The organism is Caulobacter sp. GW821-FHT10F06 (genome assembly GCF_058809215.1).
In genome coordinates this window covers 39,411-64,021 of sequence record NZ_JBXASK010000002.1, presented here as the reverse complement: position 1 = coordinate 64,021, position 24,611 = coordinate 39,411, and the positions used below count along the sequence as shown (strand labels likewise).

The 24,611-nt window shown below is 67.9% G+C and carries 23 protein-coding genes, 1 pseudogene and 1 riboswitch; of the genes and pseudogenes, 10 read left to right on the top strand and 14 right to left on the bottom strand.

Annotated elements, in window-relative coordinates:
* The first annotated feature begins 261 nt into the window (after positions 1-261).
* From AC1RUS_RS03540 to AC1RUS_RS03525, 4 genes are read left to right on the top strand one after another with little or no spacing between them, the layout of a single operon-like run.
* Positions 262-510, top strand: a complete 249-nt coding sequence (locus tag AC1RUS_RS03540; RefSeq protein ID WP_492913103.1) for an acyl carrier protein — start codon at positions 262-264, stop codon at positions 508-510.
* A 20-nt stretch (positions 511-530) separates the two neighbouring features.
* Positions 531-1,433 carry an amino acid--[acyl-carrier-protein] ligase gene (locus AC1RUS_RS03535; RefSeq protein WP_492913101.1) on the top strand — a complete coding sequence of 301 codons (903 nt, stop codon included), beginning with the start codon at positions 531-533 and terminating at the stop codon, positions 1,431-1,433.
* A complete protein-coding gene (locus AC1RUS_RS03530; RefSeq protein ID WP_492913099.1) occupies positions 1,430-2,386 on the top strand; it encodes a DUF1839 family protein in 957 nt (318 codons plus the stop codon). The genes AC1RUS_RS03535 and AC1RUS_RS03530 overlap by 4 nt, the downstream gene beginning before the upstream one ends.
* 3 nt (positions 2,387-2,389) lie before the next feature.
* Complete coding sequence (locus tag AC1RUS_RS03525) at positions 2,390-4,855, top strand: glycoside hydrolase family 2 protein (RefSeq protein WP_492913097.1); 2,466 nt, start codon at positions 2,390-2,392, stop codon at positions 4,853-4,855.
* A 2-nt stretch (positions 4,856-4,857) separates the two neighbouring features.
* On the opposite strand, the gene AC1RUS_RS03520 is transcribed toward AC1RUS_RS03525, so the two are convergent.
* Positions 4,858-5,640, bottom strand: a complete 783-nt coding sequence (locus AC1RUS_RS03520) for a TOBE domain-containing protein (protein ID WP_492913095.1) — start codon at positions 5,638-5,640, stop codon at positions 4,858-4,860.
* Between the two features lie 60 nt (positions 5,641-5,700).
* Positions 5,701-6,183 carry a homogentisate 1,2-dioxygenase gene (locus tag AC1RUS_RS03515; RefSeq protein WP_492913093.1) on the bottom strand — a complete coding sequence of 161 codons (483 nt, stop codon included), beginning with the start codon at positions 6,181-6,183 and terminating at the stop codon, positions 5,701-5,703.
* Between the two features lie 121 nt (positions 6,184-6,304).
* On the opposite strand from AC1RUS_RS03515, the gene modA reads away from it, so the two are divergent.
* The gene (gene modA / locus AC1RUS_RS03510; protein ID WP_492913091.1) at positions 6,305-7,063 is read left to right on the top strand and encodes a molybdate ABC transporter substrate-binding protein; all 759 of its coding nucleotides are present in this window, start codon (positions 6,305-6,307) and stop codon (positions 7,061-7,063) included.
* 5 nt (positions 7,064-7,068) lie between these two features.
* Complete coding sequence (gene modB, locus AC1RUS_RS03505) at positions 7,069-7,734, top strand: molybdate ABC transporter permease subunit (RefSeq protein ID WP_492913089.1); 666 nt, start codon at positions 7,069-7,071, stop codon at positions 7,732-7,734.
* Between the two features lie 60 nt (positions 7,735-7,794).
* Here modB and AC1RUS_RS03500 read toward each other — a convergent pair whose 3' ends face one another.
* The 7 genes and pseudogenes from AC1RUS_RS03500 to AC1RUS_RS03470 all read right to left on the bottom strand — a co-directional run bounded on the left by AC1RUS_RS03500 (position 7,795) and on the right by AC1RUS_RS03470 (position 14,803).
* Positions 7,795-8,274, bottom strand: coding sequence for a low molecular weight protein-tyrosine-phosphatase (locus AC1RUS_RS03500; RefSeq protein WP_492913087.1), 480 nt, complete (start codon positions 8,272-8,274; stop codon positions 7,795-7,797).
* Complete coding sequence (locus tag AC1RUS_RS03495; protein WP_492913085.1) at positions 8,271-11,867, bottom strand: hydantoinase B/oxoprolinase family protein; 3,597 nt, start codon at positions 11,865-11,867, stop codon at positions 8,271-8,273. Before AC1RUS_RS03495 ends, AC1RUS_RS03500 begins: the two co-directional genes overlap by 4 nt.
* 79 nt (positions 11,868-11,946) lie before the next feature.
* Positions 11,947-12,021, bottom strand: a pseudogene (locus tag AC1RUS_RS03490) (hypothetical protein); the annotation flags it as partial.
* A gap of 12 nt (positions 12,022-12,033) precedes the next feature.
* On the bottom strand, positions 12,034-12,609 hold the full coding sequence (locus tag AC1RUS_RS03485; protein WP_492913083.1) for a TMEM165/GDT1 family protein: 576 nt from the start codon (positions 12,607-12,609) through the stop codon (positions 12,034-12,036).
* An 86-nt stretch (positions 12,610-12,695) separates the two neighbouring features.
* Positions 12,696-12,804, bottom strand: a riboswitch (yybP-ykoY riboswitch).
* 25 nt (positions 12,805-12,829) lie between these two features.
* Positions 12,830-12,973, bottom strand: a complete 144-nt coding sequence (locus AC1RUS_RS03480; protein WP_492913081.1) for a hypothetical protein — start codon at positions 12,971-12,973, stop codon at positions 12,830-12,832.
* Positions 12,954-13,691 (bottom strand): DUF2793 domain-containing protein, encoded by a 738-nt coding sequence (locus tag AC1RUS_RS03475; protein ID WP_492913079.1) that lies wholly within the window; start codon positions 13,689-13,691, stop codon positions 12,954-12,956. The genes AC1RUS_RS03480 and AC1RUS_RS03475 overlap by 20 nt, the downstream gene beginning before the upstream one ends.
* Positions 13,692-13,795: 104 nt before the next feature.
* Positions 13,796-14,803, bottom strand: a complete 1,008-nt coding sequence (locus tag AC1RUS_RS03470) for an NAD(P)H-dependent flavin oxidoreductase (protein ID WP_492913077.1) — start codon at positions 14,801-14,803, stop codon at positions 13,796-13,798.
* A gap of 172 nt (positions 14,804-14,975) precedes the next feature.
* On the opposite strand from AC1RUS_RS03470, the gene AC1RUS_RS03465 reads away from it, so the two are divergent.
* Complete coding sequence (locus tag AC1RUS_RS03465) at positions 14,976-16,427, top strand: methylmalonyl-CoA mutase family protein (RefSeq protein WP_492914129.1); 1,452 nt, start codon at positions 14,976-14,978, stop codon at positions 16,425-16,427.
* Positions 16,428-16,429: 2 nt separating this feature from the next.
* Positions 16,430-18,583: a methylmalonyl-CoA mutase gene (gene scpA / locus AC1RUS_RS03460; protein WP_492913075.1), complete on the top strand. Its 2,154-nt coding sequence runs from the start codon at positions 16,430-16,432 to the stop codon at positions 18,581-18,583.
* A 20-nt stretch (positions 18,584-18,603) separates the two neighbouring features.
* Here the strand turns inward: scpA and AC1RUS_RS03455 are convergent, their stop codons facing one another.
* A complete protein-coding gene (locus AC1RUS_RS03455) occupies positions 18,604-18,945 on the bottom strand; it encodes a hypothetical protein (protein ID WP_492913073.1) in 342 nt (113 codons plus the stop codon).
* Between the two features lie 26 nt (positions 18,946-18,971).
* Between AC1RUS_RS03455 and AC1RUS_RS03450 the strand changes: the two genes are divergently transcribed.
* On the top strand, positions 18,972-19,283 hold the full coding sequence (locus AC1RUS_RS03450) for a Uma2 family endonuclease (protein WP_492913071.1): 312 nt from the start codon (positions 18,972-18,974) through the stop codon (positions 19,281-19,283).
* A gap of 5 nt (positions 19,284-19,288) precedes the next feature.
* Here the strand turns inward: AC1RUS_RS03450 and AC1RUS_RS03445 are convergent, their stop codons facing one another.
* Positions 19,289-19,735: a DUF4112 domain-containing protein gene (locus AC1RUS_RS03445; protein WP_492913069.1), complete on the bottom strand. Its 447-nt coding sequence runs from the start codon at positions 19,733-19,735 to the stop codon at positions 19,289-19,291.
* A gap of 37 nt (positions 19,736-19,772) precedes the next feature.
* Entirely contained in the window at positions 19,773-20,237 is a 465-nt protein-coding gene (locus AC1RUS_RS03440) for a DUF4112 domain-containing protein (RefSeq protein ID WP_492914127.1), read from the bottom strand.
* Positions 20,238-20,430: 193 nt separating this feature from the next.
* Here AC1RUS_RS03440 and AC1RUS_RS03435 point away from each other — a divergent pair, with 193 nt between their 5' ends.
* Positions 20,431-20,748 carry a YbjQ family protein gene (locus AC1RUS_RS03435; protein WP_035044492.1) on the top strand — a complete coding sequence of 106 codons (318 nt, stop codon included), beginning with the start codon at positions 20,431-20,433 and terminating at the stop codon, positions 20,746-20,748.
* On the opposite strand, the gene AC1RUS_RS03430 is transcribed toward AC1RUS_RS03435, so the two are convergent.
* Together AC1RUS_RS03430 and AC1RUS_RS03425 are read right to left on the bottom strand one after the other, a co-directional pair.
* On the bottom strand, positions 20,745-21,533 hold the full coding sequence (locus tag AC1RUS_RS03430; protein ID WP_492913067.1) for a hypothetical protein: 789 nt from the start codon (positions 21,531-21,533) through the stop codon (positions 20,745-20,747). The two genes, AC1RUS_RS03435 and AC1RUS_RS03430, sit on opposite strands and share 4 nt — an antisense overlap.
* 84 nt (positions 21,534-21,617) lie before the next feature.
* Complete coding sequence (locus tag AC1RUS_RS03425) at positions 21,618-24,581, bottom strand: TonB-dependent receptor plug domain-containing protein (protein WP_492913065.1); 2,964 nt, start codon at positions 24,579-24,581, stop codon at positions 21,618-21,620.
* Positions 24,582-24,611: the final 30 nt, after the last annotated feature.

Sequence of the window (24,611 nt, the reverse complement as noted above, 5' to 3'; positions counted from 1 at the left end):
CTCGTTTCTTAGCGTATCAGGCGTGCGAATGCAGAGGCTTTCGCGTCGGACTAGAGTTTTTGGAACAATGACCGGCGCCTAGGTTTCACCGTCATGACACGAAGCGCATATCGGGAAATCCCCAGGTCACGTTGCTTTGCGCCAGTTAACCTTGTTAAAAAAACACGATTAGGTTTTTCATCACTATACTGCAAAAGTACAATTTTACGCCTTCAGGCGCAGTGAGACACTGACGATGGCGGGTTGCGAAGAAGGCGGGGCATGATCGAGCAAGTTCGGGAACTGGTGGCAGACCATGGCGGCTTGGCGGTCGATGTCGCCACCCTGGCCGAGGACGCCGACCTCTATCGGGCCGGCATGAGCTCGTTCGCCTCGGTTCAGCTGATGCTGGCCCTGGAAGAGACCTTCGACATCGAGTTCCCCGAGTCCATGCTCAGCCCCAAGACCTTCTCCAGCCTCAGCGCCATCCAGGCCGCGGTCCGCCAGCTCGCGCCGGCGCCCGCCGCCTGACCGTCGCGCGGGATTCAGGCATGCACGCCCAGGCCTCCTTCCTCGACCAGCTGTTGGGCGCGGGACTGCTGATCGACACCGGCGTGCCGGGGCTCTACGGCCGGAGCGGCGCGTTCGAGGACGTCATCACCCGCTTCGAGGCCCTGGTCACGGCGGTCGGCGGCGAGGCCGAGGTGATCCGCTTCCCACCGGGCATGAACCAGGCCCACTTGGCCCGCAGCGGCTACATGAAGAGCTTCCCGCAGCTGGCCGGCACGGTGCACAGCTTCTGCGGCGACAGCCACGCCCACAACGATCTGCTGCGCGCGCTGGACGGCGGCCAGGACTGGAGCGCGGGCCTGGCCAGCACCGAGGTCGCCCTGACCCCGGCCACCTGCTACCCGCTGTATCCCATCGTCGCCGGGCGCGGCCCCTTGCCGCCCGAGGGCGTGCTGGCCGACCTGCAGTCGTACTGTTTCCGGCACGAGCCCTCGGCCGATCCGGCCCGCATGCAGATGTTCCGCCAGCGCGAATATGTCCGCATCGGCAGCGCCGAGCAGGTGCTGGCCTTCCGCAGCCAGTGGCTGGAGCGCGGCCAGAATCTGATCAACCGCCTGGCCCTGCCCTACCAGCTGGACATCGCCAACGACCCGTTCTTCGGCCGCGGCGGCAAGCTGATGGCCGTCGCCCAGCGCCAGCAGCAGCTGAAGTTCGAGCTGCTGACGCCGATCGCCAGCGAGACCCACCCGACCGCCTGCCTGAGCTTCAACTATCATCAGGACCACTTTGGCCAGACCTGGGACATCGTCACGGTCGACGGCCAGACGGCCCACACCGCCTGCGTCGGCTTTGGCCTGGAGCGCATAGCGCTGGCCCTGTTCAAGCACCACGGCCTCGACGTCGCGACCTGGCCCGCGCCGGTCCGCGAGGCCCTGTGGGGGTGAGCGGTCCGGCCTGCTTCCTCGCGCTGAACCCGGCGCGTCACGCGCCGCACCGGCTGCACGATCCCGACCGGCTGTGGCCGCAGACCAACTGCTCGGTCGACCTGTGGATCGAGGTGATCGCCGCCATGGGCGCGCCGCCCGAGGCCATGCTGGGCTTCACCGTCGCGCTGGATTTCGAGGGCGACCACTTCACCTTCTTCAAGGCCCCGGTCGAGGACCTGGAGGCGCTGTATGGCGTCACGGTGCAGGAGCTGGCGGTCTATGACGCCATCGAACGCCACGCCGCGGTCCAGGTGGCGCGCGGCCGGTTGAGCCTGGTCGAGGTGGACAGCTTCTTCCTGCCCGACACCCGCGCGGTCTCCTACCAGCTGGAGCACGGCAAGACGACGATCGGCGTCAACCGCCTGGACCTGGACGCGCGCCGCCTGGAGTACTTTCACAACGGCGGCTATTTCGCCCTGGACGGCGCGGACTTCGAGGGCCTGTTCACGGGCTACGCCCATGGCGACACGCCGTTCCTGCCCTATGCCGAGTTCGTCAAGTTCGGCTCGCGTCCGGCCGGCGACCTGCGCGACATCGCCGCGCCGCTGCTGGTCAAGCGCCTGGCCCAACGCCCGAGGGACAATCCGGTGGCCGCCTTCCAGGCCGTGTTCGCTGAACAGGCCGAAGCGGTGGCAGCGCGCGAGCCGGCCTATTTCCACAAATACGCCTTCAACACGTTGCGTCAGTTGGGGGCCAATTTCGAACTGCTGGCCGATCACCTGGCCTGGCTGGACGGCGCGACCGGCGAGGGCAGCGTCCTGTCCCTGCGCATCGCCGAGGTCGCCAAGGCCGCGCAGTTCCAGCTGGCCCGGGCCTGCGCCCGCAAGCGCTTCGACGCCCTGCCCGCCGCCATCGCCCCGGCGGTCGAGGCCTACGACGCCCTGTTCGACCGTCTCGATCGCCGGCGCTAGGCGATGGCGCGCATCGTCTCGATCGACGGAGAAACCCGACAGGCTCTGTTCGATGGCTGGACCCTGGCCCTGTCGCCATCCGGAGCCTACGCGACGCCCGCCGAGGCGGCTCGCCTGATCGACTGGGTCCCGGCCCGGGTTCCCGGCACGGCGGCGGGCGCGCTGCGCGACGCCGGTCGTTTCGACCTGGATAACCTGAGGCCGTTGCACGACCAGGACGTCTGGCAACGTCGCGACCTGCCGGGCGAGGGCTCGCACATCCTGGCGTTCGACGGCCTGGCGACCCTGACGGAGGTCTGGCTCGACGGGCGACTGATCCTGCGCTCGGAGTCGATGTTCACGCCCCATGAGATGACGGTCGAGCTGACGCCGACCTCGACCCTGTGGCTCTGCTTCCGCGCCCTGACGTCGGCGCTGGAGCGCAAGCTCCCCCGCGCGCGCTGGCGGCCTCGAATGATCCCGCGCCAGGGCCTGCGCGGTGTGCGCACGACGTTGCTGGGCCAGGCGTCGGGCTGGATGCCGAGCGTCGACGCGGTCGGACCGTGGCGGCCGATCCATCAGGTGACCCCCGGAGCGGTACGGGTCTCGCACGCGCGTCTTCAGGCCAACCTCGACGCCGACGGAACCGGCCGGCTGTCAGCCTCGGTTCGGATCGAGGGCGGCAACGCCGCGCCCATTCTGCATTGCGCCGGACGCGCGACGGCGCTCACGGCCGGTCCAGACGGCGCGTTCACCGGCGTGCTCGACCTGCCGGACGTCACGCCCTGGTGGCCGCACACCCATGGCGAGCCGGCCTTACACGCCGTCACCCTGTCGGTCGGCGACACGGTGATCGACCTGGGCCGGACGGGCTTTCGTCGGATCGAACGCGACGACGGTCCGGACGGCGCCGGCTTTGGGCTGAGGATCAACGGCCAGCCGGTCTTCTGCCGCGGCGCCTGCTGGACCACCGCTGACATCGTCGACCTGCCCTCGACCCGCGAAGCCTACGCACCCTGGCTGAACCTGGCCCGCGAGGCCGGCATGAACATGCTGCGGATGAGCGGGACCGGCGCCTATGAGAGCCCGGCCTTTTTCGAGCTCTGCGACGAGCTCGGCATCCTGGTCTGGCAGGATTTCATGCTGGCCAATTTCGACTATCCGATCGCCGATCCGGACATCGCCGCCCAGATCGCGGCCGAGGCCGACGCCCTGCTCGACGCCGTCCAGCTGTCGCCTTCGTTGGCCGTGCTGTGCGGCGGCAGCGAGGCGCATCAGCAGGCGACGATGATGGGACTGAAGCCTCACGCGGCGACCAGCCCGCTCTACGACGAGATCCTGCCGGCGGCCGTCCAGCGCTGGCGACCGGACACGATCTATGTCGCCAATTCGCCTAGCGGCGGCGCTCTGCCCTTCGTCACCGATATCGGCGTCACCCACTATTTCGGCGTCGGGGCCTATCGCCGACCGTTGGAGGACGCACGCCGCGCCGACGTGAAGTTCGCCGCCGAGTGCCTGGCCTTCGCCAATATCCCGCAGTATTCGACCCTGGCCCGCGCCCTGCCCGACGCGGTCGTCGGCGATCCGGCGTGGAAGGCCCGCACGCCCCGCGACGCCGGCGCGGACTGGGATTTCGAGGACGTCCGCGACCACTATCTGGGTCTGCTGCACGGCGTCGATCCAGGCGCGCTGCGGCAGGAAGATCCGGCGCTCTATCTCGACCTTTCCCGGGCGGTGACTGGCGAGGTCATGGCGGCGACCTATGCCGAATGGCGGCGCGCGGGATCATCGTGCCAGGGCGCACTGGTCTGGACGTTGCAGGACCTGTGGGCCGGCGCGGGGTGGGGTCTGATCGACAGCCTGGGCGAACCCAAGGCCGCCTTCTACGCCCTCAAGCGCGCGTTTCGGCCGATCCACCTGGGACTGACCGATGAGGGCTGCAACGGGCTGGCCATCCACTTGGTCAACGAGACGCCGCGAGACCAGTCGCTGGAGCTGGAACTGGTCTGCCTGCGCGACGGCGCCACGCCCGTGGTCTCAGCGCGGCGCGTGGTCGAGCTGTCCGCCCGCGCGTCTCTGACCCTGTCGGCCTTCGAGCTGATCGGGGCGTTCTTCGACATCACCTACGCCTACCGCTTCGGGCCGCCGGCTCATGACGCGACCGTGGTTCGCCTGCGCAGGGCGGGCGAGGATCACGTGCGCGCCGAGGCCGTCCACTATCCCGCCGGAGCCCGGCCCGCTGGCCCGACCAAGGTCCAGGCCAGCCTGACGAAGGGCGACGATGGCGCCTGGACGCTGACCCTGGAGACCGATCGCCTGGTCCGCGCGCTCCACGTCGAGACCGAAGGCTTCCGCGCTCAGGACGACTGGTTCGATCTGACGCCCGGCGCGCCGAGGCGGATCGGGCTCACGCCGCGCACCGACGCCGGGGAACGCCCAACGGGCGTCGTGCTGGCGCCAGGCGGCGAACGTCTCGCGGTATTCGGCTAGGGCTATTCGACCGCCAGGATGATGTCGGACGGCTCGACGACCGCCGTCACCGCGTCGCCGACCGACAGGGTCGCCGCCGCCTCGCGAGCGACGGTGGCGACCAAGGTCTTGCCGGCCGCCAGGGTCAGGCGGACCTCACTGGCGGTCTCGCCGGTTTCAAGGTCGGAGATGACGCCGGCCAGACGGTTCGCGCCCTTTCCGTCTACGGCCAGCGACACGAAGCTGGACTTGATCAGGGCGATGGCCGGCTTGCCGACCGCCAGGCCCAGCTCCTCGGCGCTGCGGCGGGTGATCACCGAGGCGATCTCGACACCGTCGCCGAGCGACAGCACGACCTCGACAGTCACCGCGCCCTCGCCGATCCCGACCACCGCGCCCCGCAAGGCGTTGCGGGCGCTGGTGCGCAGGCCCAAGCTCCAGAAGAGGTCGCCCAGACCCTGGTCGGGCGCGTTCGCCAAACCCGCCTCCAGCCGCGTCAGAGCCGCGCCGATCTCGCGCTCGACCTCGCGGAAAGCCTTGATCACCGCATGGCCGCGCGGGGTGACCACCGCCGCGCCGCCCGCCTTGCCGCCGGCGCTGGCGGCGATCAGCGGCGCGTCGAACAGGTTGTTCAGCGCCTGGATCGCGTCCCAGGCGCCCTTGTAGGACAGGCCCAGACGCTTGGCGGCGGCGGTGATCGAGCCCAGCTCGCCCACGGCCTCGACCAGGGCGATGCGCTCCAGCCCCACGCGCGCAAAGGCGCCGCGCCGCAGGATCAGGCTGGCGCTGAGATCGCCTTCGGACATCGGACACACCTCACGAACGGATCATCCGTTCATAGCGTCCCCGCGTCGGATCGCCAGCCGCTAGGGCCGCTTGGCGACCATGATCGACAGCGTCGCCGTCGCGCTTCCCGAGATCTGCGCCACATACATGCCGGGCTCCAGATCGAAGGCCACTATCTTACGTAGCGTCGAGCAGGCCGGACCATGGCCGTGCGAGCTTGATCGAACCGGCGCGCCGTCACGCAACACATCGATCCAGGCCCCCGCGCCCAGGGCGACGACATAGGTTCCCGCCGTCGGGACGGTAAGCGCGAATAGGCCGCCGTGCTGAGTCGGTTCGCCGGGCTTTTGGAGCGCCGAGAGATAGGTCGCCGTCGAGGTGGCCGGCAGGGTCGCGAGATAGGCTTGGCCCAGCTTCAGTGTCGCTGCCGGCAACTCCGCCGCGTTCGAAGCGGCGGTCAGCGAGGCCTTGGACGTCCATCCGGTCAGCTCGACAGGAAGATTGGCGTCCTGCGACGCGCAGGGCGTCGCGGCGGTCAGAGCCTCCTGAGCCGTGGCCGCCAACGGAGACAAACAAGCCGCGACGAGCAAAAAGGACCTGAACGGCATGGAAAACCTCGTTATGTAGACTCACTACATAACCGAACGGCACGGCGCTCGCCATGCCGCGCCTTGGGAACCTCGCATGCTGAACCGTCGCCCTCTGCTCGTCGCCGCTTTCGCGGGTGCGATGTCGCTGATGCTGGGAGCTTCGGCCCTGGCCGCCGAAACCAAGGTGGCGGTGGCCGCCAACTTCACCGAACCGGCCAAGGAGATCGCCGCCAAGTTCGAGGCCAAGACCGGCCATAAGGCGACCTTGAGCTTCGGGTCGTCGGGCCAGTTCTACACACAGATCGCCAATGGCGCGCCGTACGAGGTGTTCCTGTCGGCCGACGCCGAGCGCCCGACCAAGGCCGAGACCGACGGCTTGGCGGTGGCCGACACGCGCTTCACCTACGCCACCGGCCGCCTCGTCCTGTGGAGCAAGACCCCTGGCCTGGTCGACGGCAAGGGCTCGGTGCTGACCAAGGGCAAGTTCGAGAAGCTGTCGATCGCCGATCCCAAGGCCGCGCCTTACGGCCAGGCCGCTGTCGAAACCCTGACCAAGCTGAAGCTCTACGATGCGCTGAAGCCCAAGATCGTGCAGGGCGCGTCGATCACCCAGGCGTTCCAATATGTGCAGACCGGCGCGGCCGAGGTCGGCTTCGTGGCGCTGTCGCAGGTGATCAACGAACACGGTGGTTCGCGCTGGGTCGTTCCCGCCGCCGACCACATGCCCATCGATCAGCAAGCCGTGCTGCTGAAGACCGGCGCCGGCAATGACGCGGCCAAGGCCTTCCTTCTGTTCTTGAAGGGCAAGGAGGCCAAGGCCATCATCAAGCGCTACGGCTACGAGGTTCGCTGACACACATGCTGGAAGTCGCGTGGCTGACGATCAAGCTGGCGGGGATCACCACCGCCCTGCTGCTGGTCGTGGCCACGCCCCTGGCCTGGTGGCTGGCGCGCGGGCGCTCGAGCTGGAGGCCGGTGGTGGGCGCCGTCGTGGCCTTGCCGATCGTGCTGCCGCCGACGGTGCTGGGCTTCTACCTGCTGATCGCCCTGGGACCGCATAGCGTGCTGATGGCGCCTCTGCAGGCGCTGTTCGGGATCCGAACCCTGGCCTTCACCTTCCAGGGGCTGGTGATCGGCTCGCTGATCTACTCCCTACCCTTCGCCGTCCAGCCGCTGCGCAACGCCTTCGTGGGCGTCGGCGACGAGCCGCTGGAGGCCGCCGCCACCTTGGGCGCGTCGCGCTGGGAGAGCTTCACGCGCGTGGCCTTGCCCCTGGCTCTGCCCGGCTACGCCGTCGCGGCCCTGCTGGCCTTCGCCCACACCATCGGCGAGTTCGGCGTGGTGATGATGCTGGGCGGCGGCATTCCGGGCGAGACCCAGGTGCTATCGATCGAGATCTACCGGCTGGTGGAGTCACTCGAATGGGGCAAGGCCCATGAACTGGCCGGCGGGCTGCTGGCGTTCGGGTTCCTGGTGACGCTGACGTTGTTGCTGCTGGAGAAGCGGGCGACTAAGGCGTCCTAGACCCCTTGCCCCCTACGGATCGCTTGCGATCTCATCTTCCCCCTATGGGGAAGGAGCGCGTCAGCGCCGAGGGGGCGAGTCCGCCAACACCCGCGCCAACCCCTTGGCCGCCGCCGCCACCTCGTCCCACGTCACGTCGAACCCAGCGTCGTCGCCGTAGTAGGGATCGGCCACGCCCTGCCCTCTACGCCCTTCGACATGATCGAGCAGCAACCCTAGGGTCGCCGTGGCGTCGACCGGGCGCAGGTCCTGCAAGTCGCTGAGATTGTCGTGGTCCAGGGCCAGGATGTGGGTGAAGCGGCGGAAATCGCCCACCGTCACCTGCCGGGCCCGCAGGCCGCTGATGTCGACGCCTTGGCGACGGGCGGCGGCGATGGCGCGGCGATCGGGCTTCTGGCCCGCGTGCCAGCCGCCGGTGCCGGCGCTGTCGACCTCGACGTCCAGGCCCAGCCGCTCGGCCTCGGCCCGGAAGGCGCCCTCGGCCAGGGGCGAGCGACAGATGTTGCCCATGCAGACGAACAGCACCGATGGCCTGGTCATGGCTTCCCCCAACCGCCGCCGCCTGGCGTCTCGATGACGATGCTGTCGCCGGCCGCGACTTCGACGAGGTCGGTGGCCGCCATCGTCTGGACGGAGCCATCGGCCCGCTCGACCCGCGCCTGGCCCAAGGCCCCGGCGTCGCCGCCGGCCAGCCCGAACGGCGGCACGCGGCGGCGGTTGGAGAGCAGAGTCGCTGTCATCGGCTCGCGGAAGCCGATCCTGCGCACCACGCCGTCGCCGCCCGGATGCGCGCCAGCCCCGCCCGAGCCGCACCGGATCGAAAAGGCCTCGACCAACACTGGATAGCGGGTCTCCAGCACTTCCGGGTCGGTCAGACGGCTGTTGGTCATGTGGGTCTGGACGGCGTCGGTCCCGTCGAAGGTCGGTCCAGCGCCCGAGCCGCCGCAGATCGTCTCGTAGTACTGCCGCCGCTCGTCGCCGAAGGTGAAGTTGTTCATCGTGCCCTGCGCGCCGGCCATGACGCCAAGAGCGCCATACAGCGCATCGACCACCACCTGGCTGGTCTCGACATTGCCGGCCACCACCGCCGCCGGATAACGCGGCCGCAGCATCGAGCCCTCGGGAATGACCAGCTCGACCGGCCGCAGGCAGCCGTCGTTCATCGGGATCTCGTCATCGACCAGCGTGCGGAAGACGTACAACGCCGCCGCCCGACAGATCGAAGCCGGGGCGTTGAAGTTGGTCGGGACCTGGTCGCTGGTGCCGGCGAAGTCTACCCGCGCCGTCCGGGCCGTCTGGTCGACGGTGATCGCCACCTTCACCACCGAACCGTCGTCCAGTTCATAGGCGAACGCGCCGTCGTTCAGCGTCGCCAGCACCCGGCGGACGGCTTCCTCGGCGTTGTCCTGCACGTGGGCCATGTAGGCTTCGACCACGTCCTGGCCGAACTCGGCGACGAGACCCGCGAGGCTCTCGGCCCCGCGCGCGCAGGCGGCGATCTGGGCCTTGAGGTCGCCGATGTTCTGATCGGGATTGCGGGCCGGCCAGCGGCCAGAGGCCAGCAGGAAGCGAGTCTCTGCTTCAAGGAACCGCCCGCCCTCGACCAGCAGGAAGTTCTCGATCAGGACGCCCTCTTCCTCGACCGTGCGGCTGTTGGGCGGCATCGAGCCCGGCGTGATGCCGCCGATGTCGCCCTGGTGCCCGCGCGCGGCGACGTAGAACAGCAGCGCCCCGGCCGCGTCGAATACCGGCATGACCACCGTGACGTCCGGCAGGTGGGTGCCGCCCTTGTAGGGGGCGTTCAGCATGTAGACGTCGCCCGGCTTCATGCCTCGGCCATCGCCTTCGCACGCCTCGCGGATGGCTCGAACGCTGTCGCCCATCGAGCCCAGGTGCACCGGCATGTGCGGGGCGTTGGCGATCAGGTTTCCGTCGCGGTCGAACAGGGCGCAGGAGAAGTCGAGCCGCTCCTTGATGTTCACGGAGTAGGCCGTGTTCTGCAGGGCGAACCCCATCTCCTCGGCCACGGCCATGAATAGGTTGTTGAACACCTCCAGCATCACCGGATCGGCCTTGGTTCCGATGGCGCGGCGGGTCGGCAGTGCCTCGATGCGGTCGAGGATCAGGTTTAGATGAGTATCGACCGTGGCGCGCCAGCCAGGTTCGACCACGGTCGTGCCGGTGGCTTCGCGGATGATGGCGGGGCCTTTGATCTGCACGCCGACCGCCAGGGCCTCGCGGTCGAAGACGGGCGTGGCTCGCGCCTGCCCGGCCATGCGCACATCGACGATGGTGAGGGCTTCAGGATCACTGTCGGCGCCAGAACCTAAATCTGGCGCGCCTCCAGCGTCGGAATGACCGATAGCCTCCACAGACAGGGTCTCGACCACCAAGGCCGTCGTCGGCGAGGTGAAGCCGAAGCGCCGTTGATGCATATCTTCGAACGCCGCGCGCACGCCGGCCTCGTCGGCCAGCGGCACGACCAGCGGCGTATCGGTCCCGGCATATTTCACGCGCAAGGTCGCCAGGGTCTCGACCGAGGCCACCGGTACGGCCTGGGCGCGCAGGGCGGCCTCGGCCTCGACGGAAAGCGCCCTCGCCTGCTCGGCCAAGTCGGCGGCGGCTTCGGCCAACGGTCGCTCCACCGTCGCCTCACGGATCAAACGCAGGTCGGCCAGGCCCATGCCGTAGGCGCTCAGCACCCCGGCGAAGGGATGGATCATCACCTTGGTCATGCCCAAGGCGTCGGCCACCAGACAAGCGTGCTGCCCGCCCGCCCCACCGAAACAGGCCAGCACATAGCGGGTGACGTCGTAGCCCCGCTGGATCGAGATCTGCCGCACGGCCTTGGCCATGTTCTCGACGGCGATGGTCAGGAAGCCCTCTGCGATGGCTTCGGGGCTCATGGCCTCGCCGGTGGCGGCCAGGATCTCGGCGGCCAGCTTGGCGAAGCCGGCGGCCACGGCTTGCGCGTCCAGCGGCTGGTCGGCGTTGGGTCCGAAGACGGCGGGGAAGAACTCCGGCCGCAGCTTGCCCAGCATGACGTTGCAGTCGGTGACCGTCAGCGGCCCGCCCCGGCGATAGGCGGCGGGTCCCGGCACGGCTCCGGCCGAGGCCGGCCCCACCCGCAGCCGCGCGCCGTCGAACGAACAGATCGAGCCGCCGCCGGCCGCCACGGTGTGGATGTTCATCATCGGCGCGCGCATCCGCACGCCCGCGACCACGGTCTCGAAGGCCCGCTCATACTCGCCGGCATAGTGGCAGACGTCGGTCGAAGTGCCGCCCATGTCGAAGCCGATCACCCGCTCGAACCCGGCCTGGGCCGCCGTCTGCGCCATGCCGACTACGCCGCCGGCGGGACCCGACAGGATGGCGTCCTTGCCCCGGAAGGCGCGCGCGTCGGTCAGGCCGCCGTTCGACTGCATGAACAGCAGCCGGGTGTCCTCGCCCAATTCGCCGGCAACGCGGTCGACATAGCGGCGCAGGATTGGCGAGAGATAGGCGTCGACCACCGTGGTGTCGCCGCGCCCGACCAGCTTCATCAGCGGGCTGACCTCGTGGCTGACCGACACCTGGGTGAAGCCGATCTCGCGCGCGATGGCGGCGACGCGCGCCTCGTGATCGGTGAAACGAAAGCCGTGCAGCAGCATGATGGCCACAGCCCGGAAGCCGGCGTCGAAGGCCGTTTGCAGGCGCTCTCGGGCGGCGGCCTCGTCTAGCGGCTTCAGAACCGCGCCGTCGACGCTCATGCGCTCGTCGATCTCGACAACGCAATCGTAGAGGGCTTCGGGCTTGACGATATGGCGGTCGAACAGCTTGGGCCGGGCCTGATAGCCGATCCGCAGGGCGTCGGCATGGCCCGCCGTGATCGCTAGCACCGTCGGCTCGCCTTTGCGCTCCAGCAGGGCGTTGGTCGCCACCGTGGTGCCCATCTTGACCGCGTCGATGGTCGCACCGGCCGGCAGCAGCGCGCGCACGCCCGCGACGGCGGCGTCGGCATATTGCTCGGGGTTCTCCGAAAGCAGCTTGTGGGTGACAAGCGACCCGTCCGGCCGTCGCGCGACGATGTCGGTGAATGTGCCGCCGCGATCGATCCAGAACTCCCAGCCGCGCAGGTTCTGATCGTCGGTCATGAGGCGGCGGGGCTCCTTTGCGCGCTCTCGTCATAGCGCCTTCAAAAACCTTGTCATCCCGGAAGCCTCCCAGAGGCTATCCGGGACCCAGGGGCCAATGCAGCGCGGTTGCCCCTGGGTCCCGGCGCTGCGCTTCGCTACGGCCGGGATGACAAGGTTGGGAAGCCTATTTCAGCAAACCAGAAGCCTCGATCGCCGCCCAGACGCCCAACAGCAAGAAGATCACCGCCGCGCCGATGCGCACATACTTCAGCGGCACGATCTTGGTCGCCGCCTCGCCCAGATACACCGCCGGAATGTTGGCGATCATCATGCCCAGGGTGGTGCCGCCGGCGACCCAGGCGATGTTGTGGAAGCGCGCGCCCAGAGCGACCGTGGCGATCTGGGTCTTGTCGCCCATCTCGACCAGGAAGAAGGCGATGGTGGTGGTTAGGAACACACCGTAGCGGCTGGCCGCGCCGGCCTCCTCGTCGTCGGCCTTGTCGGGGATCAGCGCCCAGGCGGCCATGGCGATGAACGACACGGCGATGGCCCACTTGAACCATGGGCCGCCGAGAAGGTCCGAAACCCAGTAGCCGGCCGTCGCGGCCAGGGCGTGGTTGGCCAGGGTGGCGACCAGTATGCCCAAGATGATCGGCACCGGCTTCTTGAACCGCGTGGCCAGGATCATGGCCAGAAGCTGGGTCTTGTCGCCGATTTCGGCGATGGCCACGACCAGGGTCGAAACGAGCAGGGATTCCATCGTGATAAACCTTCCGGGCCGGGCGCATGCCAATAGCGTCGATAGCCCACCCAGCCCGGGAGGATATCGGCGCCATTGGTCTCGCCATGGAAGCGGATCGATCGCTTCCCTCCCCGCGCCATGATCCGAGGATCAAGTGTGTTGGCGGCGGGGCCCGCTGATAAGCGCGGGCGGCTACTCCCCAAAGGTGGGGTGCGTTTAGGTCGTTCGATCTGTGACGTCAATAATTCTTGTCATCCCGGAAGCCTCGCAGAGGCTGTCCGGGACCCAGGGGCAACCGCACTGCATTGGCCCCTGGGTCCCGGCTCTCCGCTTCGCTGCGGCCGGGATGACAGGCTAAAAAACTAGACGCTGGCCGGCGCATCGAACCGCAGCAGGTGCACCGCAACCCGCACCTTGCCGGCCGTGAAGTTGGCCCCGACCGCCGTCAGCAGCACCGGCGTGTCGGCGTAATAGGCCGTCGGCCCAACCACCCCGACATTGCTGGAATTCTTGGCCACGCCCAGCGAACCGCCAAACTTCGACGCATCGCCCGAAACGCCGCAGTTGAACGACGTCGCCCCGGTCACCGCCACCGTGGTGCGGGTCGAGACCGCCAGCACGATGGCCCGCGCCGGGATGACGATCGCCGTCGAGGTCGTCGCGCCGAGGACGCTGGTCTCCTCCTCACGGATCTCCAACCGGGTGTTGGCCAGGCCCGGCGAGGCGGCGGCGGTGAGGCTCTTGAAGCTGGCCGATAGCGGGGCCCAGGCGACGCCGTCGTGGGCGACCATCTGATTCTCGTCCTTGACCCAGGCCAGCACGCCCTCGGCCGGAGCCAGAGTCTCCCAGGCGCCGGCCTCGAAGCGCATCATCACGCCGGCCGGCTGGCCAGCCCACACGGCGCCCGTCGCGCCGGAGGGCAGGATCCAGACCCCACCGGCGACGGGGCTGGCGGGCTGGGCCGAGACGGCGCGGCTCTCGACCGCCAGCTGGACCAGGCCGTCCAGCCGGGCGAGGCTTTCATTGATGGGGATGTGCTTCTGGGCCTGGGCGGCGACCACATAGGGCAGGCCAAGGCGCGGGGTGGTTTCGTCGAACATCGGGGACCTCCAGGGGCGTTGAAAACACCCCTAGGATCACCCCGCCGGGAGCGCGGAGGACCGGCCCTCGCCAATCCCCGCGCCATCCCCGCTCAAACGTGTCGCTACTCGGCCGCGAAAGCCAGATGGTTGCCCGAGGTCAGCGCCGTCTTGGCGGCCAGCTCGGCCTTGGCTTGCTCGTACTCTTCGGCGAACTTGGCCACCAGTTCGCCCGCGCTCAGCACCCTGTCGATGGCGCCGACGCCCTGGCCCGAGCCCCAGATGTCGCGCCAGGCCTTGGCTTCCTGGTTGCCGCCCGAGCCGAAGTTCATGGCTGACGGATCGCTGACGGGCAGGTTCTCCGGGTCCAGACCCGCCTTGACGATCGACTGGCGCAGATAGTTGCCGTGCACGCCGGTGAAGAGGTTGGAATAGACGATGTCGTTGGCCCGGGCCTCGACGATGGTGTCCTTGTAGCCCTGCGGGGCGTTGGCCTCGGCCGTGGCGATGAAGGCCGAGCCGATATAGGCCAGGTCCGCGCCCATGGCCTGGGCGGCCAGGATCGAGCGGCCCGAGGCGATCGAGCCCGACAGCGCCACCGGCCCGTCGAACCACTGGCGGATCTCCTGAACCAACGCGAACGGCGACAGCGCGCCGGCGTGGCCGCCCGCGCCGGCCGCGACCGGGATCAGGCCGTCGGCGCCCTTCTCGATGGCCTTGTGGGCGTGCTTGTCGTTGATGACGTCGTGCAGGGTGACGCCGCCGTAGCTGTGGATCGCCTGGTTCAGGTCCTCGCGCGCGCCCAGCGAGGTGATCACCACCGGCACCTTGTATTTGACGCAGAGGGCGACGTCTTCCTCAAGGCGGTTGTTGGTCTTGTGGACGATCTGGTTGACCGCGAACGGCGCCGACGGGGCTTCCGGGTGGGCGCGATCATGAGCGGCCAGTTCCTCGGTGATCCGGGCCAGCCACTCGTCCAGCTGCGAGATCGGGCGGGCGTTCAGCGCCGGGAAAGAGCCGACGATGCCGGCCTTGCACTGGGCGATCACTAGGTCCGGGTTGCTGATGATGAACAGCGGCGAGGCGATGATCGGCAGTCGGAGACGGTCGCGCAGGATCGGCGGCAAGGCCATGGAGTCAGGCTCCCCTTTTCAGGCGGCGTTGAGCGCCGCGCATGTGAACAGCGTTTAGCTTAAACGGTCGTTTGGTCCCGGCGCAAGGCTTGACGGCCCTAACGGCAGGGGCGCATCACGGTCGAAAATAAGAAAATGCTGCGCCGCAGGAGAGAGACGTTTGACCCAGGCCGTGACGCCTCTGGCCGATGATTTCGTCGCCCCGGACGACGCGGCCGTCCGCGCGCGCTGGACGGCCCTGGTCGAGAAAACCCTGAAAGGTCAAAGCTTCGACGAGGCCCTGACAGTCAGGACGCCCGACGGCCTGACGATCCAGCCCCTCTACACCGCCAAGGATGGCGTGGCCGTCGCCCGCGACCTGCGCGCCCGCGACGCCGAGCGTCCCTGGGACCTGCGGATGCGCGCCGCCACCCCCGATCCGGCCCGCGCGGCCAAGGACATCCTGGTCGATCTGGAGAACGGCGCGGCCTCGGTGCTGCTGGCCGTCGACCCGACCGGCGTCAGCGGCGTGGCCATCGGCTCGGCCGAAGATCTGGCCAAGGCGCTGGACAATGTGCTGATCGACCTGGCGACCGTGGCGCTGGACGCCGGCTATCTTGGGCCCAAGGCCGCCGACTGGCTGGGTTCGCTGGCCAAGGCCGCGCCCAACGCGCCGATGGCCTTTCACATGGATCCGCTGACGACCTTCGCGACCACCGGCGTCAGCCCGGGTCCGGTCGAGGCCCACGTCTTCAACGCCGCCAATGTCGGCGCGCGACTGTCGGGGACCTACGCCAAGGCCAGTCTGTTCCTGGCCACCGGCCGCGCCGCCCACGAGGCGGGTGGCTCGAACACCGAAGAACTGGCGCTGATGACCGCCGCCGCCCTCGCCTACGCCAAGGCGCTGGTGCGCGCGGGCCTGTCGATGGAAGAGGCCTTCCAGCGCATCACCCTGGGCGTCAGCCTGGATGGCGAGTACTTTACGGGCGTGGCCAAACTTCGGGCGGCGCGGGCGCTGTGGGCGCGGCTCACGCAAGCTTGCGGCGTCGAGGTGCCGGCGACCATCGAGGCGCGGTCTTCGGGCCGCATGCTGACGACGAAGGACGCGTGGACCAACCTCCTGCGCCTGACCTCGGCCGGGTTCGCCGGGGCGGTCGGCGGGGCCGACGCCATCGTGCTGGGCGCCTTTACCGACGCCATAGGCCTGCCCACCACCTTCGGCCGCCGCCAGGCCCGCAACACCCAACTGGTGCTGATGGAAGAGAGCCATCTGGGCCGTGTCGCCGATCCGGCCGGGGGGGCTTGGTACCTCGACAGCCTGACCGACCAGATCGCCCGCGCCGCCTGGGGCGGCTTCCAGGCCATTGAGGCCGCCGGCGGCATCGTCAAGGCGCTGGAGAGCGGCGCGGTCGCCGAGGCGGTCGCCGCCACCCGCGCCGCGCAGGACGCCGCCTTCGCCGACAAGAGCCGCAAGATCCTGGGCGTCACCGCCTTCCCCAACGCCGACGACAAGCCGGCCGAGGTCGAGGCCATTGATCCCGCCGCCTTCGCGGTCGCCGGTCCGGATGTTCGCCTGCCGGGACCGGACTCAAGGTGCCCGCCGCTGACGCCCGTCCGCTTCGCCGCCGCGTTCGAGGGCGCCTGACCATGAGCAAGTTCCCCGACTTCACCACCGTCGACTTCGCCGAGGTCGCCGCCGCGCCTGCGCCCCAGGGCGAGGCCTGGGCGACGCCGGAAGGCGTGGACGTCGCGCCGGCCTTCACCGCCGCCGACGTCGAGGGCCTGGACTTCACCGGCGGCTATCCCGGCGTCGCGCCCTATGTCCGCGGCCCCTACCCGACCATGTACGTCACCAACCCGTGGACTGTGCGCCAGTATGCGGGCTTCTCGACGGCCGAGGACTCCAACGCCTTCTACCGGCGCAATCTCGCGGCCGGCCAGATGGGCCTGTCGGTGGCCTTCGACTTGGCCACGCACCGGGGCTACGATTCCGACCACGAGCGGGTGAAGGGCGACGTCGGCATGGCGGGCGTCGCCATCGACTCGATCCTGGACATGCGCACGCTGTTCAGCGGCATCCCGCTCGACAAGATGAGCGTGTCGATGACCATGAACGGCGCGGTGCTGCCGATCCTGGCGCTCTACATCGTGGCGGCCGAGGAACAGGGCGTTTCACCCGAGAAGCTGTCAGGGACCATCCAGAACGATATCCTCAAGGAGTTCATGGTCCGCAACACCTACATCTATCCGCCCGCACCTTCGATGCGGATCATTTCCGACATCTTTTCATACACTTCGGCCAATATGCCGAAGTTCAACTCCATCTCGATCAGCGGCTATCACATGCAGGAGGCCGGGGCGACGGCCGACCTGGAGCTGGCCTACACCCTGGCGGACGGCGTCGAATACGCCCGGGCCGGCGTGGCGGCGGGCATGAGCATCGACACCTTCGCGCCCCGCCTGTCGTTCTTCTGGGCGATCGGCATGAACTACTTCATGGAAGTCGCGAAAATGCGCGCCGCCCGCCTGCTGTGGGCTCGCCTGATGAAGCGCGAGTTCGATCCAAAGGACGACCGCTCGCTGTCCTTGCGCACCCACAGCCAGACCAGCGGCTGGTCGCTGGCGGCGCAGGACGTGTTCAACAACGTCTCGCGCACCTGCGTAGAAGCGATGGCCGCCGTAAACGGCCAGACCCAGAGCCTGCACACCAACGCCCTGGACGAAGCCCTGGCCCTGCCGACCGACTTCTCGGCCCGCATCGCCCGCAACACTCAGCTGTTCCTGCAGATGGAGAGCGGCACGACCCGCGTCGCCGATCCCTGGGGCGGCAGCTACTATGTGGAGCGCCTGACCCACGACCTGGCCCAGAAGGCGCTAGCACACATCGAGGAGGTCGAGGCGGCCGGCGGCATGGCCAAGGCCATCGAGCGCGGCATTCCCAAGCTGCGCATCGAGGAAGCCGCCGCCAAGACCCAGGCTCGCATCGACGCCAATCGCCAGAGCGTGGTCGGCGTCAATCGCTACAAGCCCGACGTCGAGGACGTGATCCCGATGCTGAAGGTCGACAACAGCTCGGTGCGCAAGCAGCAGTTGGAAAAGCTGGCCCGCCTGAAGGCCGAGCGCGATCCGGAGGCCACGGCCGCAGCGCTGAAGGCGCTGGAGGATGGCGCACGCGGCGACGGCAACCTGCTGGCGCTTGCCGTCGACGCCGCCCGCGCCAAGGCCACGGTCGGTGAGATCAGTCTGGCGATGGAGAACGTCTTCGGCCGCCACCGCGCCGTGATCCAGGCTATCGAGGGCGTCTATGGCAAGGAGGCCGGCGCCGATCCCAAGGCCGCTCGCGCCAAGGCCATGGTCGCCGCCTTCAAGGAAGCCGATGGCGGCCCGCCGCGCATCATGGTCGCCAAGATGGGCCAGGACGGCCACGACCGGGGCCAGAAGGTGATCGCCAGCGCCTTCTCCGACCTCGGCTTCAAGGTCGAGATCGGCCCGCTGTTCCAGACCCCCGCCGAGGCCGCCGACGAGGCGATCAAGGCCGGCGTCCATGTGGTCGGCGCCTCGTCCCTGGCCGCCGGGCATCTGACCCTGGTGCCGGAACTGAAGGCCGAACTGGCCAAGCGCGACCGCTCCGACATCGTGGTGGTGGTCGGCGGCGTGATCCCGCCCCAGGACTTCCAGGCTCTGCTCGACGCCGGCGCGGCCAGCATCTTCCCCCCCGGCACGGTGATCGCCGAGGCGGCCATCGAGGTGTTGGAGAAGCTGAACGTGCAACTGGGCTACAGCCAGGGCGCGGCGGCTTAGCGTTTAGCGAGAGGTCTGCGCTAAACGCACCAAATCCCGTTCGCGGGATGCGTATCCGCAAAACGGGATAACGTGGTATCGTTTCCGCCATGAACGCGCCCGTCCGCTTCCAGCAGTCGACGCCCCATCACCGCTTCACCCATGATGAGATCGCCATCATGCAGGCAGCGGGGCTGCTGCCGTCGAACGACAACCTGACGCTGGTCGAGGGTCGTTTTGTTGACCGCACGACCGACAAGCCAGTCCGCTTCACCCTTGAAGAGATTCTCCATATGGTTGAGCTTGGCGCACTCAATCCCGATGAGCGAGTAGAGCTGATCGACGGAGAGCTTCTCGACACGCCATCCACGTTGAAGGCACACTGTCGCTGGCGAAGGGCGTCAGCCCCATGCCGGACATCTTCATCCATTCGACGGACACGCGCGTGGACGAGGTGCGTGGCCCCGATGTGCTTCTGCTGATCGAAGTGGCCGACAGCTCTCTGCTCTACGACCTGAACCTCAAGGCGTCGCTCTATGCGCGCCACGGCGTGGCCGATTATTGGGTTGTCGACGCCTCCGGGCGACGGATCTTCGTCCATCGCCAGCCCGGACCAGACGGCTATGGCGAGATCACTCAAGTCGATCGGGACGGAGAGGTCGTTCCCCTCGCCTTTCCCGACCTGACGATGCATGTCGCCGACCTGCCGACGACCGAGTGAACGGCCTAGTGGCGCTTGGCCTTGCCGCGCTTCTTCCTGACCCGCGCCATCGCCACGTCGTCGGGCAGGCCGTGGCGGGACTCGATGTCCTTCTGCAGCGCCTTGGCGGCCATCAGGTGGCCGGGGAACAGCATGTCGACCATCGAGCCGGCGACCGGCACGGCGTCGGTGGCGGTGTCCATGGCCACATAGGCCAGCATGCGCGCCAGGGTGAAGAACGAGGCCCCGCCCGACATGCCGTGCAGCAGCAGCAGACCGCCGGCGCCCATGCTGTAGAGCGGTCCCACGACCGGCACCCAGGACAGGACGCCGTCCAGGCCCAGGCCGAACGGGCCGATGCCGATCAGGCGATCGGACAGGCCCTTGATGGTCTCGGCGGACTTCCAGGCCCGGTGAGCGCGGGCGCGGCGGCTGTCGCCTGAGGCGGAAACGTGGGCGTCATCGATGGTCATGCTCTCGTCAACGCCTCGCCGGTGCTTTGGTTGTCGATCAGCCCAGGAAGACGACCCGACGCTTTTCCTTGCCCGCCTGGATACGGGCCAGCAGGTCGCGATACTCGGCCGTGCCCTGCGCTTCTTTGCGGGTGCCTTCGAAATAGATCGTGTCGTCCATGTGCTTGGTCAGCATGTCGGCCGACCACTTGTGACCGGTGAACAGCATGTCGGCGACCTTGCCGGCCACCGGCAAGGCGCCGGCCACGGTGTCGATCAGGATGATGGCCAGGATCTGGATGACGATCATCGGCGCGGCCCGCGCGCGCACGGCGTCCATGATGATCAGCCCGCCGGCGCCAAGGCTGTAGAGCTCGCCGGCGCCCGGGATCCAGGTCAGCAGACCGTCCAGGCCGATGCCCAGGGGACCGATGCCGACGACATTGTCCGACAGCTTCTTCACCCGCTCCACGTTGTTGCGGATGTTGTGCAGGTCGAGATGCGACTTGGCGAAGATCACCAGGAGACTCCGGGGGCGAGAACCGAGGGGCAATCTGCCTTAACCACGGCCGCGCAGGAAGTGGCGTAACACCAGATTCCCTTGTCACGGGAGAACGGCGCACGATTGTCTCGCTTTCCGGGGGAGCCCCTCGCGAACAGCGGCGTTTGCGCCTAAGTTAAGGACGTTGGCGCACGCGTCGCACAGGGGTTCATCCATGCTGATCTCGACCACACCCTTCATCGAAGGCCGGCCGGTTCAGGACTACAAGGGCGCGATCTATGCCCAGTCGATCCTCGGCGCGAATGTCGTGCTGGATCTGCTGGCGGCGATCCGCGACTTCGTGGGCGGCCACTCCAAGTCCTATGAGCGCGTGCTGGCCCGCGCCCGCGAGGACGCCATGAAGAACCTCGTCAAGGAAGCCGAGAAGCTGGGCGCCAACGCCATCCTGGCCGTCGACCTCGACTACAACACCGTGGGCCCGAACGGCTCGATGATGATGGTGTCGGTGTCCGGGACGGCGGTCGTCCTCTAGCTGTAGCCCAGAAGCGCTCGTAGGCCGGGCGCGTGGAAGTCCACCACCCGCTTGTGAACGTCCGACAGCGTCTTGGGCAAATCGGCCGTGACGTTGAGGTTCTCGCTGGCGGTGCGGCTCTCGCGACGGTCGGCGCCGGCCTCGACGCGATCGCGCCAGTCGGCGGGCAGGTCTAGGCCGCAATCGGCCAGCAGCTTGCCGAAGAACGCCTCGGCGCGCTTGGAGCCCAGGTCGTTTAGGGCGTCGACGATGTCCTCGTAGCGGACGATCACGGCGCTGGAGCCCATCCAGGCCACGGCGTTCATGCTGAAGACGTCCTTCAGATCGGGCACGCGGCCATGTGCGCCCAGGATCATCATCATGATGACGTCCTCGATCGCCGCCCCGCCGTTCTTGATGTGGTTCAGGTTGCCCTGGAATTCGTCAGACAGGTAGAAGCGCGCCCGCGCCAGCACCCAGTCATAGGGGTCGCGCACCAACACGATGTGGCGCACGTCGCGCAAGGCGATCGCCGACTCGTCCGAGAACAGCATGTGCCCCCAGCTGATCATCGGCTTGGTCTTGGAGAAGGCCTCGGCGCCGTACTGACGCAGAATGGCGTGCTGGATGTATTCGCGCCGCCAGTGCTGATCGGGCGCGACGAACATCCGCATGATGTTGCGCATCAGGTGGGTGCCGGCCTTGGGCACGCTGTTGAGATAGACCGGGCCGCTCAGTCGGGCGCGGTCGAAGCGCTGGCCGATCTCGTCGAGATTGTCGGGCTTGCCCCGGATGATGGCGTTCACGCGCGACGTTCCTCGATACGAACCCGGATACAAAAACGGCGGCGGGTCGCCCCGCCGCCGCCATGCTAGCCAATCAGACGTCGACTAGAAACGGGCCGTGATGTTCATGAACACCCGGCGGCCGATATAGTCGTATTGCGACGACAGGACCGAGTTGCCCACCGTGTTGTAGTTGCCTTGGCCGAACGAGACCGCCGGGGGCGCCTCGTTGAAGACGTTGGCCACGCCGCCCAGCAGTTCCCAGTTGTCGAATTTCTTCTGAAGCGAGACGCTGTGATAGGCGGTGAACTCGGTGTGGATCTTGTAGAAGGTCGTGCCGGCGGTGTTGCGGTCGGCGTAGAACTCGGCGTCGGACGCCTTGCCGATCATGTCGATCCCCCAGAAGCCGGTCCACTCGCCGCGGGTGAAGCGGAAGTTCAGCTGACCGGTCCAGTCGGGGTCGCCGACATAGCCGTTGTTGTCCTCAACCGTGCCGGCGAACTTCTCGACCGTGTCCTCCAGCTGCCAGGTCGATTGCAGGTCGACCGTCAGCTTGGTGTCCCAGGGCAGTTCCTGGCCGTAGCGAACGGTCAGGTCGATGCCGCGGTTCGATTGCTTGGCGATGTTGATGTAGTTGTTGGTGACGCTGGTGATCAGGTGCGAGCCCGAGTTGCGCGTGAACAGGGTGCACAGCGGATCGGTCGGGTAGGACCGCGAGGTGTAGCAGCCCTTGACGATATTGGCCGCGCCCAGCTGGTCGACTTCGTTGCTGACGTCGATCTCGAAGTAATCGACGGCCACGTTCAGGTCGGCGAAGCTGGGGGTCCAGATCACGCCATAGGTCACGGCCTTGGAGGTTTCGGCTTCAAGCGTGCCCTTGCCGCCGCCGGCGGTGACGGTCGCCGAAGCGCCCGCGCCCGAATAGGTGCCCGGGACGCCGGCGGCGCGGCAGTTGTCGGCCACGTATTGCTGCAGGTTGCCCTGCGCCAGGTTCTGGGCCCAGTTGATGCAGGGGTCCAGGGTGCGCTGGCTGGCGAAGCTGGTCTCGCGGTTCTTGTAGAGCTCGAACAGCGCCGGGGCGCGGAACGAGGTGCCCTTGGTGGCGCGGACCCGCAGCGCGGGCACGATCTGCCAGTTCAGGCCCATCTTGTAGGTGTCGTCCTCACCGTAGCTGTTGACCTTGGTGTGACGGCCCGACAGCGACAGCTCGACGTTCTCGGCGAAGGGCAGGCCCTTCAGCAGCGGAACGCTCAGTTCGCCGAAGATTTCGCGCGCAAGGTCGTCGCCCTTGGTGACGCCAGCGGTCGAGGCGCCCCAGACGTTGCCCGCCAGGGTGATCTCGCCCGGGACGTCGTTGATCGAGTCCTTGCGGTAGTGGAAGCCGACGGCGGCGCCCACCGGACCGGCCGGCAGCTTGAACAGGTTGCCCGAGGCCGAACCTTCGAACACCAGCTGCTTGTAGGTGGTGTGGCCGGTTTCGTTGTCGAACAGGAAGGCTTCTTCGGCGGCGGTGTACTTGCCGGCCAGGAAGTCCGGCGTGACCCAGCTGACGTCCACGCACGGCTTCTTGCTGATCGGCGTGACGGTGCCGACGCACGAGCCGGTGCGGAACGCGCCGGCGTCGACGGCGTCCTGCAGGATCACGTCCTGCGAGTATGAGCCCTTGCTGTGGCTGTACTGGGTGAAGACGTCCCAGTCCCAGCCCTTCAGGAAGTCGATCTTGCCGAAGTCGCCGCGCAGGCCGCCGACATAGCGTTGGTAGTCGACGCGCTGGCCCGAACGGTTGCGGTTGGTCACCGGGGTCGGCGACAGGATGATGTCGCCCGTGAAGCCGGCCGAGAACGGGTCGTAGTCGCCGGTGTAGAAGTAGCTCCAGAACTGGCGATAGCCATTGGTCTTGGTGGCGCGACGGTTCAGCAGCACTTCGCCATAGGCTTCGACGCTGTCGGTGATGTCGAACGAGCCTTGGGCGTAGACCGTGTTGCGCTCGGTGCGCGGGGTCAGCGACGAAGCCAGGTTGAACGGGCTGTTATAGTCCAGCACGCCGATGTCGGCGGCTTGCGGATCGGTGCTGTAGCCGACGGTGTAGAAGCCGGCGGGCACGCCTGGATACAGGGCCGCCTGGCCCGGCGGGATCTGCGGGATCAGGCCGCCCAGCTTGCCCGAATAGTCGTACTGCAGCTTGCCCGGCAGGCCGGCGAAGCTGAAGTCGTAGAGCCAGATTTGATCGTACAGCAGGTCGCGGCACTGTCCCGCGCCGGTGCGGGGATCGATGGTGTCCTTCCGCTGGCCGTTCGAGCCGGTGATGTACTGACGTCCGCAATTGGTCCAGCTGCGCTGGCCGTTGCTCTGCTCGGCGGTCTTCGAATAGTCGTACGAGATGTTGAAGAAGCCGCGGTCGAAGGTCTTGCCCCAGCTGAGGCTGCCGCGGGCTTCTTCGCCGCCGTGCTTCTGCGGCTGGCTGAAGAAGGCGTCCAGCTCCAGGCCGTCGGTGTCGCGCTTGGTGATGATGTTGACGACGCCCGCCACGGCGTCCGAGCCGTAAACCGACGAGGCGCCGTCCTTCAGGATGTCGACGCGGTCGATGGCCGAGACGGGGATGGTGTTCAGGTCGACGGCGGACACGCCGCCGCGCACGCCGGCCGGGCCGGTGCGGCGACCGTTGATCAGCACGAGGGTGCGGTTGGCGCCCAGGCCGCGCAGCGAGATGGTCTCCGAACCCGGGCCGCCATCGGTGACGAAGGCGCTCGAGATGGCCGAGTTGATCTGGGGCGAGCCCGAGGCGATCGTCGAGCTCATCAGCAGGCCTGCCGTCGAGCCGATGCCCTTCAGCTTGGCCTGCTCGGCGCTGATTACCTGAATCGGGTCGGGGCTGTTGAATTCGCTGCGCTTGATGCGCGAGCCCGTCACCACGAGGGCTTCGACCTCGGTGGCGTCAGCCTTGGGTTGTTCGTCGGTGGTCGTCAGCGGCGCGGCCGCTTGAGCCATGGCGAGGGTCGGGGCCAGGGCGCTGACCGCCAGGCCGGCGATCACCGTGGAGGCGAGAAGATGCTTTCGACGAATGGACATTAGAGGTAACGCCTCCCAGGTTTCACGTAA